This window comes from [Ruminococcus] lactaris ATCC 29176, assembly GCF_025152405.1.
GTDB classification, from domain to species: Bacteria; Bacillota; Clostridia; order Lachnospirales; family Lachnospiraceae; genus Mediterraneibacter; species Mediterraneibacter lactaris.
Genome location: NZ_CP102292.1, coordinates 1,081,826 through 1,099,353, shown reverse-complemented (window position 1 = coordinate 1,099,353; position 17,528 = coordinate 1,081,826). Strand labels below are relative to the sequence as shown.

The 17,528-nt window shown below is 45.9% G+C and carries 20 protein-coding genes; all 20 read right to left on the bottom strand.

The window, feature by feature from the left end:
• Positions 1 to 6: 6 nt before the first annotated feature.
• The 20 genes from NQ541_RS05155 to NQ541_RS05060 all read right to left on the bottom strand — a co-directional run bounded on the left by NQ541_RS05155 (position 7) and on the right by NQ541_RS05060 (position 17,527).
• Complete coding sequence (locus NQ541_RS05155) at positions 7 to 465, bottom strand: arginine repressor (RefSeq protein ID WP_005610144.1); 459 nt, start codon at positions 463 to 465, stop codon at positions 7 to 9.
• A gap of 3 nt (positions 466 to 468) precedes the next feature.
• Positions 469 to 1,305, bottom strand: a complete 837-nt coding sequence (locus tag NQ541_RS05150; RefSeq protein WP_005610145.1) for an NAD(+)/NADH kinase — start codon at positions 1,303 to 1,305, stop codon at positions 469 to 471.
• Between the two features lie 13 nt (positions 1,306 to 1,318).
• Positions 1,319 to 2,125, bottom strand: coding sequence for a TlyA family RNA methyltransferase (locus NQ541_RS05145; protein WP_005610147.1), 807 nt, complete (start codon positions 2,123 to 2,125; stop codon positions 1,319 to 1,321).
• A gap of 2 nt (positions 2,126 to 2,127) precedes the next feature.
• Positions 2,128 to 4,002 carry a 1-deoxy-D-xylulose-5-phosphate synthase gene (gene dxs, locus NQ541_RS05140; RefSeq protein WP_005610149.1) on the bottom strand — a complete coding sequence of 625 codons (1,875 nt, stop codon included), beginning with the start codon at positions 4,000 to 4,002 and terminating at the stop codon, positions 2,128 to 2,130.
• A gap of 14 nt (positions 4,003 to 4,016) precedes the next feature.
• Positions 4,017 to 4,907 (bottom strand): polyprenyl synthetase family protein, encoded by an 891-nt coding sequence (locus NQ541_RS05135; RefSeq protein ID WP_005610151.1) that lies wholly within the window; start codon positions 4,905 to 4,907, stop codon positions 4,017 to 4,019.
• A complete protein-coding gene (gene xseB, locus NQ541_RS05130; protein ID WP_005610153.1) occupies positions 4,897 to 5,109 on the bottom strand; it encodes an exodeoxyribonuclease VII small subunit in 213 nt (70 codons plus the stop codon). The genes NQ541_RS05135 and xseB overlap by 11 nt, the downstream gene beginning before the upstream one ends.
• 1 nt (position 5,110) lies before the next feature.
• Positions 5,111 to 6,316, bottom strand: coding sequence for an exodeoxyribonuclease VII large subunit (gene xseA, locus NQ541_RS05125; RefSeq protein WP_044940394.1), 1,206 nt, complete (start codon positions 6,314 to 6,316; stop codon positions 5,111 to 5,113).
• A gap of 29 nt (positions 6,317 to 6,345) precedes the next feature.
• Positions 6,346 to 6,768, bottom strand: a complete 423-nt coding sequence (gene nusB, locus NQ541_RS05120; protein WP_005610157.1) for a transcription antitermination factor NusB — start codon at positions 6,766 to 6,768, stop codon at positions 6,346 to 6,348.
• A 23-nt stretch (positions 6,769 to 6,791) separates the two neighbouring features.
• On the bottom strand, positions 6,792 to 7,175 hold the full coding sequence (locus tag NQ541_RS05115) for an Asp23/Gls24 family envelope stress response protein (protein ID WP_023922457.1): 384 nt from the start codon (positions 7,173 to 7,175) through the stop codon (positions 6,792 to 6,794).
• 70 nt (positions 7,176 to 7,245) lie between these two features.
• Positions 7,246 to 8,838 (bottom strand): peptide chain release factor 3, encoded by a 1,593-nt coding sequence (locus NQ541_RS05110; protein ID WP_044940344.1) that lies wholly within the window; start codon positions 8,836 to 8,838, stop codon positions 7,246 to 7,248.
• 144 nt (positions 8,839 to 8,982) lie between these two features.
• Positions 8,983 to 9,594, bottom strand: a complete 612-nt coding sequence (locus NQ541_RS05105; protein ID WP_187115609.1) for a SpoIIIAH-like family protein — start codon at positions 9,592 to 9,594, stop codon at positions 8,983 to 8,985.
• A gap of 13 nt (positions 9,595 to 9,607) precedes the next feature.
• Positions 9,608 to 10,216 carry a hypothetical protein gene (locus NQ541_RS05100; protein ID WP_005610163.1) on the bottom strand — a complete coding sequence of 203 codons (609 nt, stop codon included), beginning with the start codon at positions 10,214 to 10,216 and terminating at the stop codon, positions 9,608 to 9,610.
• Positions 10,209 to 10,586 (bottom strand): stage III sporulation protein AF, encoded by a 378-nt coding sequence (locus NQ541_RS05095; RefSeq protein ID WP_005610164.1) that lies wholly within the window; start codon positions 10,584 to 10,586, stop codon positions 10,209 to 10,211. Before NQ541_RS05095 ends, NQ541_RS05100 begins: the two co-directional genes overlap by 8 nt.
• Positions 10,587 to 10,601: 15 nt before the next feature.
• Positions 10,602 to 11,741, bottom strand: a complete 1,140-nt coding sequence (locus NQ541_RS05090) for a stage III sporulation protein AE (protein WP_233417825.1) — start codon at positions 11,739 to 11,741, stop codon at positions 10,602 to 10,604.
• Positions 11,742 to 11,755: 14 nt separating this feature from the next.
• A complete protein-coding gene (locus NQ541_RS05085) occupies positions 11,756 to 12,142 on the bottom strand; it encodes a SpoIIIAC/SpoIIIAD family protein (RefSeq protein ID WP_044940347.1) in 387 nt (128 codons plus the stop codon).
• 11 nt (positions 12,143 to 12,153) lie between these two features.
• Positions 12,154 to 12,348 carry a stage III sporulation protein AC gene (gene spoIIIAC, locus NQ541_RS05080; RefSeq protein WP_005610168.1) on the bottom strand — a complete coding sequence of 65 codons (195 nt, stop codon included), beginning with the start codon at positions 12,346 to 12,348 and terminating at the stop codon, positions 12,154 to 12,156.
• A gap of 15 nt (positions 12,349 to 12,363) precedes the next feature.
• A complete protein-coding gene (locus tag NQ541_RS05075; RefSeq protein ID WP_005610169.1) occupies positions 12,364 to 12,882 on the bottom strand; it encodes a stage III sporulation protein AB in 519 nt (172 codons plus the stop codon).
• Positions 12,867 to 13,808, bottom strand: a complete 942-nt coding sequence (gene spoIIIAA / locus NQ541_RS05070) for a stage III sporulation protein AA (protein WP_005610170.1) — start codon at positions 13,806 to 13,808, stop codon at positions 12,867 to 12,869. The genes NQ541_RS05075 and spoIIIAA overlap by 16 nt, the downstream gene beginning before the upstream one ends.
• A 158-nt stretch (positions 13,809 to 13,966) precedes the next feature.
• On the bottom strand, positions 13,967 to 16,054 hold the full coding sequence (locus NQ541_RS05065) for a polyribonucleotide nucleotidyltransferase (protein WP_005610172.1): 2,088 nt from the start codon (positions 16,052 to 16,054) through the stop codon (positions 13,967 to 13,969).
• 309 nt (positions 16,055 to 16,363) lie between these two features.
• Positions 16,364 to 17,527, bottom strand: coding sequence for a phosphoglycerate dehydrogenase (locus NQ541_RS05060; RefSeq protein WP_023922444.1), 1,164 nt, complete (start codon positions 17,525 to 17,527; stop codon positions 16,364 to 16,366).
• Between the last annotated feature and the right edge of the window lies 1 nt (position 17,528).

The window sequence follows — 17,528 nt, the reverse complement described above, 5'->3', positions numbered from 1 at the left end:
CAACACCTAATCCTTCTTGGACACAATCTTTCTGATCTTGTCCATGACTGTCACTGTATCTTCTACTGTACGGATTGCACACATAATCGTATCATCGCCGGCAATGCAGCCCACCACTTCATTCCATTTCATTGCATCCACCGCAACTGCAACTGCCATTGCCATTCCTGATACCGTCTTGATGACAAGAATATTCTGTGCCATATCCATTGACATATATCCGTCTCTTAGTACCCGGATATATTTTTCGCTCATTCCATCTTCATCCTGACGATGGATCACGTATTTCTGCTTTCCTCCGTTGAGTGACACTTTCGTCAGCTTCAGATCCCGGATATCTCTCGATACCGTTGCCTGAGTCACCTTGAAGCCGGCATTATTAAGATATTCTGCCAGTTCCTCCTGCGTCTCAATGTCGTATTGGCTGATAAGTTCAATAATCTTTGCATGTCGGCTTACTTTCATTTCTTAATTTCCTTTCATTTTTTCACGCATCGTCTTCATGAAGCTTTCTTTGCTCAGTTTAATAAGCTTTGCCGTCTCCTCCGCTCTCCTGATACAGACGCGGTCTCCCGATACCAGCTTTCTCCGGACTGCACCGTCATAACACAAGGCTACTTCCTCCTGTCTGCCGTATCTTCCCGGACAGACTTCCACCTCGATCACATCTTCTGCCGAAAGCACTACACTGCTTGTATTCAACGCATGGGAGCAGATCGGAGTAATGACGATAATACTTGCCGTTGGTTCTACAACAGGACCTCCCGCTGAAAGGTTATATCCGGTACTTCCGGTGGGAGTCGAAATAATCACTCCGTCTGCAAGATAAGTATTCAAAAGCGTTCCATTGACATAGACATTAAACTGTACGATCCTGATATTTCCTTCCCTCGTCAGCACAATATCATTCACCGCAAGATCTCTTTTTTCATCTCCCGCCACACCTTCCAGCATCATCCGCAGTTCGATCGCTGCGTGTTCTTCTCCGCACAGTCTGTCGATGGCATACTGATAATCCTTCAATTCTACTTCTGCAAGATATCCCAGTGTCCCGAGGTTGATCCCAAGCAAAGGGAGTTCCTCACCTTCCAGATCCCGGATTGCACGGATCAGCGTTCCGTCGCCTCCGAGTACCAGTCCACATTCCACGTCGGACGGCACTGTCCCCGGAAGGATATGACCCTCTTCATCCTTTTTTGCAAGTGTCCATTTCTTCCCTTTCTGCTCAATATAATTGCAGATTTTATCCGTAACCGCATAGTCTTTATCTTTTAATATATTCGTTATGATATAAAATGAATCCATGCTTTATCCCCACTTATTTTGCCAACGTATCGAATGCACTGTCCACGACCGTCTCCAGATTCTGTGCCAGGATCTTTCCCGGAAGTTCCTGCGTCTTCTTCAGATGCACCAGATATTCAATATTTCCCTCCGGTCCTTTGATCGGTGAAAATTCAATCTCAAGAATATCAAATCCGATAGACGCTGCATAGGAAGTCACTTTTTCGATTACTTCATGGTGCGTGCTTTTTTCTCTCACGACTCCTTTTTTCCCGACCTTTTCACGCCCTGCTTCAAACTGTGGTTTAATCAGGGCTACGATTTCTCCGTCTTCTGTCAGATAATCCCGAATCGGCTCTAACACTTTTGTCAGCGAAATAAAGGAGACATCAATGGAGGAAAAGTCCACCGGTTCTCCGATATCTTCCGGTGTCACATAGCGGATATTGGTCTTTTCCATGCAGACTACCCTTGGATCCTGACGCAGTTTCCAGTCCAACTGCCCCCGTCCGACATCGATTGCAAACACCTTTACAGCTCCGTTCTGCAGCATACAGTCCGTAAAACCGCCAGTAGAAGATCCCACATCCGTACAGACTTTTCCTTCTACACTGACATCAAAATTTTTAATTGCTTTCTCCAGCTTCAGACCGCCTCTGCTGACATACGGCATGACATGCCCTCTCACTTCAATCTTTACATCTTCCGGGAAAGTGGTTCCTGCCTTGTCCTCTCTCTGATCTTCTACGAATACATTTCCAGACATAATGATCGCTTTTGCCTTTTCCCTGGACTCTGCAAGATTCCTTTTTACAAGTAATACATCTAAACGTTCTTTCATTTTTAATCTTCCTTTATCATCAGATAATCTTCTTTTATCTGTGCCACAATGGTCTCCTGATCCAGTCCCACTTCTTTTCGCAGAACTTCTACATTTCCGTGTTCCACATAATCATCGGAAATTCCGATCGTCCGTACCCGGGTCTTCTCACCAGTCTGCATCACATACTGGACAACCTGCTCACCGAAACCACCTGCCAGCACATTTTCCTCGATCGTCACGATCAGTTCATGATCCCTGCAAAGATCGCGGATCAGCTCTGTATCCAGTGGCTTTGCGAATCTTGCATTGATCAGGCTGCAGTGATATCCTGCTTCTTTTATTGCCTTCCATACAGACTCTCCCAGTCCTGACATATGTCCGATGAAAAGGATCGCAATCCCACTTTCGCGGCTGATCACTTCACTTTTTCCATAAAGAATCGGAGTACGGAACTCTTTCAGCCCCTCATAAGCCTCTCCTCTTGGATACCGCAATGCAACCGGGTACGGAAAATCAACAGCAAAACGGACCATATCTGCCATTTCCCATCGGTTCTTTGGTGACATGACAGTCAGATTCGGAATTTCCAGAAGAAATGACAGGTCAAATACTCCTTGGTGCGTCTCTCCGTCACTCCCTACAAGTCCTGCACGATCCACTGCTATAAAAACCGGCAGATTCTGAAGACAGACATCATGGATCGTCTGGTCAAAAGCTCTTTGCAGGAAAGAGGAATATACCGCAAAGACCGGTTTCATCCCGCCTGCTGCCAGTCCTGCCGCAAAGGTCATCGCATGCTCCTCTGCAATACCGACATCAAAAAATCTCTGTGGGAACATCTTTGCAAATCTTGCCAGTCCCGTCCCGTCTGCCATCGCCGCAGTAATTGCTACTACTTTTTCATCCTGCTTTCCGATATCTGCAAGTACTTTTGAAAATACATCTGTATAAGAATCTGTCGCTTTTTTCCCTACCGACATTCCGCTTGGGATGTCAAACGGTCCCGTCCCATGAAATCTGGACGGGTTTTCTTCAGCCGGTCCATATCCTTTTCCCTTTTTCGTCATCACATGAACCAGCACTGCATGATCAACCCGCTTCGCCTCATTTAAGATCCTTGTGAGCTTACGGATATCATGTCCGTCTACCGGACCTAAATAAGTAATCCCCATATCTTCAAAGAACATCCCCGGAACAAACAACTGCTTGATCCCGCTTTTTGTCCTTTTCATATGGCAAATGATCCGGTCTCCCTTTCCGGGGATCTTTTTCAGCGTATCTTCCACACCTTTCTTCAGCCCCGTATAAGCCTGTGCCGTACGCAGTCCGTTGAGATACTGGGACATTCCTCCCACATTTTCAGAAATGGACATATTATTATCATTGAGGACAATGATAAAATTACTTTTCAGTCTGCTCGCATTGTTCAGTGCCTCGTATGCCATTCCTCCTGTCATAGAACCATCTCCGATGATCGAAACCACACTATGGCTGCCGCCCTGAAGTTCTCTTGCCGCCACATATCCAAGTCCTGCAGAAATAGAAGTGGAACTATGCCCTGTATCAAAGGCATCACATTCGCTCTCTTTTCTTTTTGGGAATCCACTCATCCCCCCGTATTTTCTCAGTTCATCAAATCCCGCTTTTCTTCCCGTCAGTAACTTATGCGTGTACGCCTGATGTCCTACGTCCCAGATCAGCTTATCCTGTGGAAGATCAAAGACAAGATGAAGTGCCATCGTCAGTTCCACAACACCCAGATTCGATGCCAGGTGACCTCCGGTCACACTGATCTTCTCGATCAGAAACTGTCGGATCTCATCTGCAAGCATAGTAAGTTCCTCGGGACTGAGATTTTTTATATCATTTTCCTTATGGATCTTCTCAAGTACCATCAGGATTCCTCCTTTTATTTTTCCCTGTATACCAGAGATTTTAGTAATTCTTCAAGGAAATCATCCTTCGCCGGGAACTTCCGCAGCAGATCCACCGCCTCCTGCGTCAACCGTTCCACATCCTCATGTGCCTTTTCAATCCCTTTCCAGGTCACATACGTCGTTTTTTCGTTCTTTTCATCACTGTGAACCGGCTTTCCAAGCAGTTCCGTCGTACTGGTCACATCCAGAATGTCATCCTGGATCTGGAATGCCAGCCCGATCTTTCCTGCGATCTGCTCCATCCTGCTGACCTGCCCTTCCTCTGCACCTGCAAGAACTGCACCTGCCATCATAGAAGCCTCGATCAATGCACTGGTCTTCAGCCTGTAAATAAAGTCCAGTACTTCGCCTGATACAGCTTTTCCTGATTCCTGCACATCCACGACCTGTCCACCGATCATTCCGTAAATTCCTGCCTTATCCGCAAGGATCTTCAATGCTTTTCCAATCCTTAAAGCATGCTCCGACTCCTCTTCAAAAGCCCGGCAGGCAGTCTCAAATGCATAATTAAGCAACGCGTCTCCTGCAAGGATTCCCATATCTTCACCGTATACAATATGCGTTGTCTTTCTTCCGCGTCTGTATTCATCATTATCCATTGCCGGCAGATCATCATGCACCAGGGAATACGTGTGGATCATCTCAATGGCAGCCATAAACGGTTCGATTGCAGCTCCTTCTCCGCCAAACAGTCTGTAACTCTCCCACATCAGCATGGGACGGAGACGCTTTCCACCTGCCATCAGACTATACTCCATGGCCTCCATGATCGTCCTCTGATATCCTTTTTTTTCAGGAAGATACTTTTTCAGGATCTTTTCTATTTTTTCTACTCTGTCCGTATACTCTTCTTTAAAATTCATGCTTTTCTCCATTCTCATCCAGTACAAGAATCTTCTTTTCCACTTCATTGATCGTCTGGTTGCATCTCCGGATCAGCTTCATTCCCTGATCGTACAACCCAAACGCCTCCTCCAGTGAAACATCCTCTCCTTCCAAAGTACCGATTACCTGATCCAGCCGGTCAAACATTTCTTCCAAATTTTCCTTTTTCTCTGTCCCCATCTTATGTCTCCTCTTTCTCAACGCCGGTCACTTCTGCCCGGATCCGTCCATCCGTCACATAGACCGTGATCTGTTCTCCCTGCTTTACATTACTGACTGTCCTGACATTTGCCCCCGAACTGTTCTCCACATAAGCATATCCCTGACTGAGCTTTTCAAGAGGAGATAATCCTTTCAGTCGTTCTGCCATAAGTCCCAGACGGTATTTTTCCTGCTCCAGTCTCCGCATCATTTCTCTTCTCAGCCGGTTCTCAGCATCTGCGGCGAACTGTCGCTGCTCATTTAACCGCTGCTGCGGATGATATGCCCGCATCCTGAGCGAATACTGCTCCAGTTTCTGTCTCTTCCGTTCCAGTATTAACTGCATAAAATGCAGCAGCCTCTCTTCCCGCAGCTTCAGGTTCTTTTTCATCTCCATGAAATCATACACCGCCAGTTCTGCGGCAGCAGAAGGAGTCGGTGCCCGCAGATCCGCCACAAAATCAATGATCGTTGTATCGGTCTCATGTCCTACCGCTGAAATCACCGGAACAGAACAGTCAAATACTGCCCTTGCGACTGCCTCTTCATTAAATGCCCAGAGATCTTCCATGCTTCCTCCGCCACGGCCCACAATCATGACATCCACCTTTTCTGCTTCCAGTGCATGGATTCCCTTTACAATACTCTCAGAAGCACCTTCGCCCTGTACCAGTGCCGGATACAGGATGATCTGCACAAAAGGATTCCTCCGCTTCGTAATATTGATGATGTCTCTGACTGCCGCCCCGGTCGGTGCAGTCACAACTCCAAGCCGCCGGATATACTTTGGGATCTTCTGCTTGTACTCCGGTGCAAACATTCCCATTTCCTGCAGTTCTTTCTTCAGAAGTTCAAAGCGTTCATACAGAAGTCCTACACCGTCCCGCACGATTTTTCTTGCATACAACTGGTATTTTCCATCTCTTGCATAGACATCCACCGCACCGAGTACAATGATCTGCTGACCTTCCTCCATACGAAAAGAAAGCCCTGACCTTGAGCCTGCGAACATAACGCAGGCAATCGTGCCGGACTCGTCTTTCAATGAAAAATATATATGCCCTGATGTATGGTATTTCAGATTCGATACCTCACCCTTTACATAGATCCGGTTCAGCATGAAATCCTGGGCGAACATATTCTTAATATAAGAATTGACCTGTCTCACCGTATAGACATTTTTCATCCTGATATCTCCGTTCTGCATATACTGACTTACTTCGTCTCATCCCCGTCTGCAGAGCGTGCGATCTTTCCAAGTACCCCGTTGATAAAGGACGGACTGTCTCCACCGCTGAATCTCTTCGCCAGCTCTACTGCCTCATTGATGGCAACTCCGACCGGTACTTCCTCGTCCCACTTCATCTCATAGACAGCAAGTCTTAAAATGGCAAGATCTACCTTGTTCATCCGGGTAGTCTTCCATCCTTTTGCATACTGGTTGATCAGTTCATCAATCTCTGCAATATGCCCTGCAACCGCCTCATATTTTTCCTGGATATAATCTTTATCTTTATCTGCCGCATTCTCAAGCGTCATGAAATAGTATTTCAGATGCTCCTGCATATCCTCTTCCCGGTTAAATTCTTCCTGAAATAACAGCTTGAAAATATGCTCGCGAAGTTCTGTTCTAATCATATTGATTCCTTTCCTTTGTAAGCCTACTCCTGATTCTCCATCTCTACGCCGGCCACTTTGATATTCACGTCTGCAACTTCAAGTCCTGTCATGTTCTCGATCGCATTCTTAACCTTTTCCTGCACTTTTCCTGATACTTCTACTACACTGTAGTTATACTTCAGATTCAGGGTCAGGGAAACGGTAACCACGCCTTCCAGCACATCTACTTTAACTCCCTTGGAAAGATTCTTCATCCCGAGTCTGCTGATCAGCTCATTCGTGATATTGCCCGCCATGGAGGCTACGCCTTCCACTTCTGTAGCTGCCAGGGCTGCAATGATCGCAACAACTTCATCTGCAATCTTTACTTCTCCCTTTCCTGCGTCATTCTGTATCGTATAAATATTTCTTTCGTCCTTTGCCATGTTCAAAACCTCCTGCATTGTCTGATTCTTTTTCCATTATAACAAATATCGTTCCGTTTGCAAAGAGGAATTATGACCGCCCGAACTCTGACAGGATCAGTCCTTTGTTTCTTTCCTCTGTCATACGGATACTCCATTCATGTGCAAAAAGCAGCAATGGACGGTCCTTCAGATCCTTGATCTTCTTCATATCTGAAGTTCCGCTTAAGTGATCCATATCCACATCTTCGTTTTCAATCCAGCGGATATACTCGTATGGCAGATTCTCCAGCCGGATCTCCACATTATACTCGTTGTTCAGACGGTATTTCAGCACATCAAACTGAAGCACTCCGACAACTCCGACAATGATTTCTTCCATTCCGGTATTATATTCCTGAAAGATTTGGATTGCACCCTCCTGTGCGATCTGGTTGATTCCCTTGACAAACTGCTTTCTTTTCATCGTATCGACCTGACGCACACGTGCGAAATGCTCCGGTGCAAATGTCGGGATTCCCTCATAAGCGAATTTTTCCTTTGAAGTCGTAAGGGTATCTCCGATCGAAAAGATTCCCGGATCAAAAACCCCGATGATATCTCCACCATAAGCTTTGGTGATCATCTTCCGTTCACTCGCCATCATCTGCTGCGGCTGAGAAAGACGGATCTCTTTTCCTCCCTGCACGTGGTAGACATTCATTCCTGCCTCAAACTCACCGGAACAGATCCGCATAAATGCGATCCTGTCACGATGTGCCTTATTCATATTCGCCTGAATCTTAAATACAAAAGCTGAAAAATCCTTTTCTTCCATCGGATCTATCTCCCCTTTATCCGACATACGCGGCAGCGGAGATGTGGTCATCTTCAGGAAATGCTTCAGGAATGTCTCTACTCCGAAATTCGTCAGTGCTGAACCGAAAAATACCGGAGAAAGCTGCCCCTTATCTACCAGCTCCTGGTCAAATTCCGCAGAAGCTCCGTCCAGAAGTTCGATCTCATCCGCCAGAATTTTCTTTGCATCTGCACCGATCAGTTCCTCTGTCTCAGGTGCATCAATCGGAACCATCTGAACTTCTCCCATGGCCGTTCCCTTTTTTGTATCTGAGAAAAGTTCTACTTCTTTCTTTGCCCGGTCATAAACGCCTTTAAAGGCCTTTCCCGAACCGATTGGCCAGTTCACAGGACAGGTGGCGATCCCCAGTTCTTTTTCGATATCATCCAGCAGCTCAAACGTATCTCTTGCTTCACGATCCATTTTGTTAATGAAGGTAAAGATCGGGATATGACGCATCACACATACCTTGAACAATTTTCTCGTCTGTGCCTCCACACCCTTGGATGCATCGATCACCATTACCGCAGAATCTGCCGCCATCAGGGTACGGTACGTGTCCTCCGAGAAGTCCTGATGTCCCGGTGTATCCAGGATATTGATACAATATCCGCCGTAATTAAACTGCAGTACCGAAGAGGTGACCGAAATACCTCTTTCCTTTTCAATCTCCATCCAGTCCGATACTGCATGCTTTGCCGTTGCTTTTCCTTTGACAGAACCTGCCTGATTGATCGCTCCTCCATAAAGCAGAAATTTCTCCGTCAGTGTCGTCTTTCCTGCATCCGGGTGTGATATGATCGCAAAGGTTCTTCTCTTTTTTATTTCATTCGTAATATCTGACATATGCTTATCTCCTATCGTCCAGGCCCCCGCCGGTCGGTTCTTCCGTATCCGTACGGGTGGCATCCAGTAGCTAGTGTATCACAAGTACAGCCATACGGCAAATAGTTTTCCCCGAAATTACTCCGGTGATCCCTTCGTACCCATTCATTCATGAATCGGTGTGATCACAATCCCTTCTGGTGATACTTCCGTCTTTCTTGTAAGGATTTCTTCAATCTTTGCCCTGTTGGCATCTGTCAGTTCTTCTGCCTTTACCACAACATCAACAGAATCATCCCCGATGCTGACCACCGCCTCGGAAAAGCCTTTTGCTGCCATCAGCGATTCTATGTCTGCTTCCAGCTCTGCCCTTTTGGTCAGTGCCACCATCTGATCGACTGCATCCTGCTTCTGCTCATCGCTGAGATTTTTATTATCAATGATTGACTGCAATGTTTCTTTACTTTGTGCCATAACCTGTTCTCTGGACACTTTTGCCTGTGCCACAGTAGCCTCAGCGGTTGTATTGGTCAGTACTGCTTCTCCCGGAGTTCCTTCTGTCTCAGAATCATTACTTAAAATATCCTCTGATCCGGTCGCCATATCTTCTTCAGAAATATCCAGAAGTTCCTGGTTTGTCAGATCCGCACTGGTCTGCGTCGTGTCGTCTTTTTCAGTTCCAAACAGCCTTCCTGTATAATTCAGATAGCCGGCTGCCGCAATCATCACCGCCAGTGCTGCAATCATCACCTGATTCTTTTTTAATACCCGCTTCACTATGCTCCTCCTTTTATTCTGTGCCTGCCACATTGCGTTTCATTACTTTTATTTTATGTGCTTCCACCCCATATAATGCCTGAATCGCACCGGTTATATTCTGCACCACGACCGCGTTGCCACCCCCATCTGCGATCACGATCACTCCTTCTACTTCCGGGGAGAGTTTTTTGCTCACATAGGGAACCTGCGTTCCATCGGATTTCTGTTCATAAATGCTCGTTTTATCAGAGGAAGTTTCTTTTGTCGTCCGCTTTCCGCCCTGACTGTCCTCTTCTTCCACAGACTGCCCGTCACTCTGCTGATCTTTTTCGACCACATTTTCTTCCGAAGACTTCAGCGTGATCATCACTTTTACATTCCCCACCCCCTCCACACACTGCAGGGCTTCTTCTGTCTTTTGTTCAAGATACCGCTCATATGATCCACGGTTTTCTGTGGTTGTCTCTGTTCCGGTCTCCGCATCTTCCGAATCTGATTTTTTCGGAAATGGCAGCACGATCACCAGCAACAGCAGTCCGGTCAGAAATAGAAGCAGCAGTTTTTTCCGAGCCGGCAGTTCTTCCTTGTTCTCTTTTTTTCCGATCTTCTCCTTTAACCTGGCAAGCCACTCGTTATTCAATGCGAATTTCCTCCACTTCTACAGCCTGGGTTTCCGATACTTTTTTCTGGCTTTTTTCGTCTGCTCCTTCCTCTGATGTCTGATATTCCTCAGACAGAATTTCTGTCAGATCTGCCGATTCATATAATTTTTGTAATAATTCTTTTTCTGCCTGATCTTCTTTTGCCAGATTTCCCTCATAAAGTTTTGTGATCATCCCGTCTGTTCCCGTCAGTTTCAGCATCGGTTCAAGGAAAAGCAGTAACAGAACCATTCCCGAAAAAAAGCGTACATATTTTCCATAATCTTTTCCTGGAACTAAATGCAGGATTACCGCACTCAGGACCAGCCATACAGAAAGATTCTGAATCCACTGATAAACCGTTCCCATTCATCTTCCCTCCTTTCAGGAAGTCGCTCCTGCGATCACCGCCAGTGTGATCAGGAAAAAAAGTGCCGTGTAAAGGAGAATCTGCAGCAGCAGTCCATATCCTTCACTCACCCCGCCAATACACGCTGTAATCCTTTTATCCGACACTGGCTGAACCATTGCTGCTACAAATTTATATATAAAAGCAAGCAGCACCAGCCGGATCACAGGAACTGCACAGACCATAACTGCGATCACCATTCCTGCTGCCCCGATCCCGTTTTTGATCAGCACCGCACTCCCAAGTGCTACCTCTGCCACTCCTCCCGTCACATCACCGATCCACGGGATCGCTTCTACTGTCCGGTTTACTGCACTTCGCTTCACAGTATCAATGGCAGGTGCAAGAAGTCCCTGAAGCACATTGATCCCGACCACACCTGCCAGCAATGTCTTCAGACACCAGGCAATTCCTTTTCTGATCAGATCCGCAAATTCTGACAGCAGATCCTCTCCCGTCAGATTGGAAAGAACCTGTATCATAACAAATACATGCACAATCGGCATCAGAAGTTCCAGGATCACCAGCTCTACTAAATAGATGATCCACAGTACAATATTATAAAATACCAGAGCCGAGGAACTGCCTGCAGCAAATGCAACTGCAAGAAAGTAACTGGGACATAACAGCTTCATAAATTCGGTCAGATAAGAAAGCAGTTGTTCTGTATCCTGCAACGTATGCTGAAAAGTTACAAGTGACAGGGTCATAAGCAGCATATAAAGAATATAGAAGCTGACTTCCGATACCTGCCGGTTCTGAAAGACGCTTGTAAAATTGTTGAACAGGGCAGCAGCTACTGCGATCAGAATCATATACACCAGTATTTTTTTATTCGTGCCGAACTGGTAAAAAACTGTTTCTTTTATAAACTGCACCACTGTACCAGCTGTGGATCCTCCGTTTTCCGAGATCAGTTGCATAAGTATTTCCCGAAAAGAAAGCTTTTCATCCGGAAAAAGAGTTTTCATTTCCTGATCCAGTTTTGAAAAATCAAATTCTTCAAATAATGCCTCCTGCACCCGGTCTGCCTCTTTTTCTGTATTTTCCGCAGCATAAATGACCTTGCTCCCGAACAGAAAAATTAAAATGGCAAGGAATACGGGAAAAAGCATCCTGATCCCCCGCCTCATCCCAAGAACCCCGTCATGACTTCCAACAGAGTCTGAAGGATCGGAAGTCCCATCGCCAAAATCGTCAGCTTACTGAATATCTCAATCTGGGATGCGATGCTCTGATATCCTGCATCTTTGCAGATGCCTGAAGAAAATTCTGCAAGATAAGTGATCCCGATCATTTTTATCATAGTTCCGAAAAAACGCTGATCCACCTTAATATAATTCCCGATCCTGCCAAGTGAATCCACCGCATCTCTGAGCCTTTCCAGCATACAGCCAAATAAGAGCAGGCTCACAGCAACACTGATATAGACGGCATATTCTGATTTTCCACTTTTAAACTGCACTGCAAAAAGGACTCCCAGTACTCCGATCACTCCCACCTGCAACATACTCATTTTCTCCCCTCTCACAACATGAACAACTGCCGGATCGACTGAAACAGATCGTAAATATATGGAAGCACCCACGATAAGACCAGGATCAGTCCTGCAAGACTGGTCAGAAATGCCTGTTCATCTCTCCCGCTGTGCTTTAAGACCTGGCTCAGGATCGACACAAGGATTCCCACTGCCGCTATCTTAAAAATCAGATTGATATTCATATCCCCTCCCCTGTTCTACCACAGCAGAATGATCAGGAACAGCCCGCTCATTACGCCCAGCCAGTTGCCGATCTTTCTTTTTCCTGCCAGTTCTCCTCTCTGCTGCCTGATCATCAGATCCATCTGCTTCATGGAAAGTTCAATGGACCTTCCCATGGTCTCACGGTCTCCCTGTCCTAAAAATGCTCCAAAATCTCTGATCCATTCCCGGTGCTCTTTCTTCAGTCCGGCAGCTCCAAGATCCTTTTCCACGCATCCTTTCCATATTTCTGTGAAATCAGCGTCTGTTCTTTTCGCAGTCCGTCGTGCGGTATGTTCCAGCCAGCTTTTATATGGCTCTTTTATTTTCGCTGATACATCCATCAGAAGTTCCTGCAACGGTGCCCCGGTATATTCCAGTTGTCCCCGGATCATCCCGGCAATATATCGCAGATATTCCATCTGCCTGAGATAATCTTTCAGTCCTTCCCCATAAAGATAGCCTGCTCCTGCAGTTGCCGTCAGCACTAAAATGCTCCCTATAAGTTTCTGCACAACACGCTCCCCCGTTCATCATAAATTCCCAGGATCTCACCGGGTCCTTTTTCATTTCCAAGCACCACGTATCTCTGGAACATCCTCCTGCGGATCAGGTCTCCCAGTACCGGCTTGTTGGATGCTTCATCCATGTTCAGTCCATGGACGCTTGCGATCATCCGGCAGCCACACTGCATGGCATATTCAATGGCATGGATATCCTCTACCGTTCCGATCTCATCCACTGCGATCACCTGTGGTGACATGGAACGGATCAGCATAATCATCCCTTCGGCCTTCGGGCAGCAGTCCAACACATCCGTTCTTGTTCCCAGGTGATTCTGTGCAATCCCGAGATAACATCCTCCCAGTTCTGACCGTTCATCCACAACCCCCACCGAACAGCCCTTCACATATTCATTTCCGTCAGAAATCTGTCGGATCAGATCCCGGATCAACGTCGTTTTGCCGCAGCATGGAGGTGAAATGATCAGTGTATGACACACCTGCTTATTCGCCACGATATAAGGGATCAGCCGATCCGCACATCCAAGTACTTCATGCGAAACCCTGATATTTAATGATGATATGTATTGTATATTTTTCACCCTTTCTTTTTCCATAATTACTTTTCCTGCCACGCCTACCCGATGACCTCCTTCCACTGTAACAAATCCCTGTCTCAATTCATTTTCATATGCATAGAGAGAATAATGGCTGATATAGTCCATTGTCTCTCTTAATTCCTCTTTTGTTACAATGTACGGTTCTGTTCCTGATCTTAATACTATCTCTTCTTTTCCCCGTACAACCCGCAGCGGCTGTCCAAGTCTCATCCGTATTTCCTGCAATTCTTCCGGCTTTGGGACTGTATTTAAAAGTACTTTTCTGATCCCGGCTGCAAGAATGTTCAGTATTTGTTCTCTTCTTTCCTGTCGTTCCATCTTGTCCACCCCTTTAAACAATATATGTGCAGGTTGTGGAAATATGCAGCAACGTACTGGCTCTTTTAAGAAAAATCTTCTTAAAAATAAAAAAGCTACCAGATTTTTCTCTGATAGCTTTCTCTTTATTTCAATACCAATTCTTCATTCAGTACTCTTTATTCTGCCACATCTTTCATACTGAAGCTGAATCTTCCCATTTTATCTTTTCCAAGGCATACGACTTTCACAACATCGCCAAGGCTTACAACATCCTCAACCTTTTCAACTCTGTTCTTGGAAAGCTTTGAAATATGGACCATGCCTTCCTTACCCGGTGCAAATTCCACGAATGCTCCAAATTCTTTAATGCTGACAACCTTTCCCTCAAAAAGCTGTCCTGCCTCGTAATCTGTTACGATCGTATGGATATATTTTGCAGCCTTCTCCATATTTTCTTTCTCTGTACCACAGATGGATACATTTCCGTCATCATCAATATCAATCTTTACACCGGTCTCTTCGATGATTGCATTGATCGTCTTTCCACGCTGTCCTACAACATCTCCGATCTTCTGCGGATCGATCTGCATCTGGATGATCTTCGGAGCAAACTCTCCAACTTCTGCCCTAGGCTCTGCGATTGCTTTGCTCATCACTTCATCCATGATATAAGTTCTTGCTTTCTTCGTCGCTGCGATTGCTTCTTCAATGATCGGTCTTGTCAGTCCGTGGATCTTGATATCCATCTGGATCGCAGTAATACCCTTATGAGTACCTGCAACCTTAAAGTCCATATCGCCAAAGAAATCTTCCAGTCCCTGAATATCTGTCAGAACCAGATAATCATCATCCGTCTCGCCTGTTACGAGTCCTGCAGAAATACCCGCTACAGCAGACTTGATCGGCACACCTGCTGACATCAGTGACATACTGGATGCACATACACTGGCCTGGGAAGTAGAACCATTGGATTCAAACGTCTCAGATACAGTACGAATCGCATACGGGAATTCAGCCTCACTCGGAAGTACCGGGAGCAATGCTCTCTCAGCCAACGCTCCATGTCCGATCTCACGACGTCCCGGTCCTCTGGAAGGTCTTGTCTCGCCAACAGAGTAAGACGGGAAATTATAATGATGCATATATCTCTTTGTTGTCTCTGTCTCATCCAGTCCGTCCAGTCTCTGTGCCTCAGAAAGCGGTGCAAGCGTTGTAACAGTACAGATCTGTGTCTGTCCTCTCGTAAACATTGCTGAACCATGAACTCTCGAAATCAGGTCAACCTCTGCTGCCAGCGGTCTGATCTGATCGATGGCACGTCCATCCGGACGCTTATGGTCTTTCAGGATCATTTTTCTTACGGTCTTTTTCTGGTACTGATATACAGCTTCACCCAGCTTTGCAAGCCATTCTTCATTGTCGGCAAATGCCTCTTCCAGCTTCTCAGTAATGACACGGATATTTTCTTCTCTTGTCTGCTTGTCGTCTGTAAATACAGCTTCTTCCATCTCTGCCGGAGTAACGATTTCCTGGATGGCATCAAATAATTCCTGCGGAACTGCGAAACTCTGATACTCGTGCTTTTTCTTTCCGCACTCTGCAACGATCGTATCAAAGAAAGTAATCACCTTCTGGTTCAGTTCATGTGCTGCAAAGATTGCCTCGATCATCTTATCTTCAGGAACTTCCTTTGCTCCTGCTTCGATCATGATTACTTTCTCTTTTGTAGATGCAACGGTCAGTGCAAGATCCGATACAACCTTCTGTGCGGCTGTCGGGTTAAATACAAACTCTCCATCTACCAGTCCTACCTGTGTCGTAGAGATCGGACCGTCAAATGGAATATCGGAAATACTTGTTGCCAGTGCGGCTCCGAGCATTGCTGTCAGTTCCGGGCTGCAATCCTGATCAACTGCCATAACGAGATTTTCCAGTGTTACATCATTTCTGTAATCCTTCGGGAACAGCGGACGCATCGGACGGTCAATAACACGGTCTGTCAGGATCGCATTCTCTGATGCCTTTCCCTCACGCTTATTGAAGCCTCCCGGGATCTTTCCTACAGAATACATTCTCTCATTGTATTCTACACTGAGCGGGAAGAAATCAATTCCGTCTCTCGGTTTATCAGAAGCTGTCGCTGTACATAATACAGTTGTATCACCATAGTGCATCAGAACTGCACCGTTCGCCTGCTTTGCCACGCGGTCAACATCCACACGCAGTGTTCTGCCGGCAAGTTCCATTTCAAACTTTTTAAACATATACCTTCTCCTTTGATCTTATTTCATTTCACTTTCTCTGTGGTCAGTCTCTCCTCCGAAACTACTGAAAAACCCATCATCCGCTTCCGGATCATACGCTTTTCAGTGGTCTCGGTCAGTATCCCTGTCCACAATCTTTTTTATTATATCATACCGTTGTTCCATTAGCAAATTATTTCTTTTACAATCAATCTACAGAAAAATGGGACTGTCGCTTTAACGATTTTTAAATCGTGAAGCGACAGTCCCATTTCTATGTAGGCAGCGTGCCAGAGTCTGTGCCTTACATCAAATCCCGGCGACGGATGCTTATCGGATCACGCGGACTCCAAGTACTCCTGAAACTCCTTTGATCTTTGCTGCTACTTCATCTGAAACGATTCCATCTACATCGATTACTGTATAAGCATACTCTTTGCGGCTCTTATTCGTCATAAGGGCGATGTTCAGATCCTCCTGAGCAAGAAGCGTTGTGAACTGTCCGATCATATTCGGAATGTTCTTATGTAAGATCGTAATTCTTTCTGCGTCTCCTCTGACTCCTACATTGCAGTCCGGATAGTTCACAGAATGTGTGATATTTCCATTTTCAAGGAAATCCCGGATCTCTGCTACAGCCATCTTTGCACAGTTATCTTCAGATTCTTCTGTAGAAGCTCCAAGATGCGGGATCACGATTGCTCCATCTGCACCTTTGATCTCCTGTGTCGCAAAATCTGTGACATAACGATGTACTTTTCCCGATTCAAGTGCCTCAACGATATCCTTCTGATCTACAAGGACATCTCTTGCAAAGTTCAGGATCACAACGCCATCTTTCATCAGACCCATGGCATCTTTATTGATCATACCCTTTGTATCTTCCAGTGCCGGAACATGAATTGTGATATAATCACACTCTTTATAAATCTCATCAGCAGTCTTCGCATGATGAATATTTCTCGACAGTCTCCATGCAGAATCTACAGAAACATACGGATCATATCCGTAAACTTCCATTCCGAGATGCGTTGCCGCATTCGCTACAAGGACTCCGATTGCTCCAAGTCCGATCACTCCAAGCTTTTTGCCTTTCAGTTCTGTACCCGCAAATGCTTTTTTCTTTTTCTCGGCAGCCTTCGCAATATCGCCGTCTTCATCATATCCTTTTACCCAGTTGATTCCGCCGACAATATCTCTGGCTGCAAGCAGCATACCTGCGATCACCAGTTCCTTTACTCCATTCGCATTCGCTCCCGGAGTATTAAATACAACGATCCCTTCCTCTGCACAACGATCCAGCGGAATATTGTTCACACCTGCACCTGCACGTGCGATCGCTTTTAAATTCTCTCCGAACTCCATCTCATGCATTTTAGCACTGCGGACCAGGATCACGTCTGCATCTGCAGCATTTTCTGTATTTTCATAATTTGCATCCAACTGACCCATTCCGACAGGAGAGATTGGATTCAGGCAATGATATTTATACATC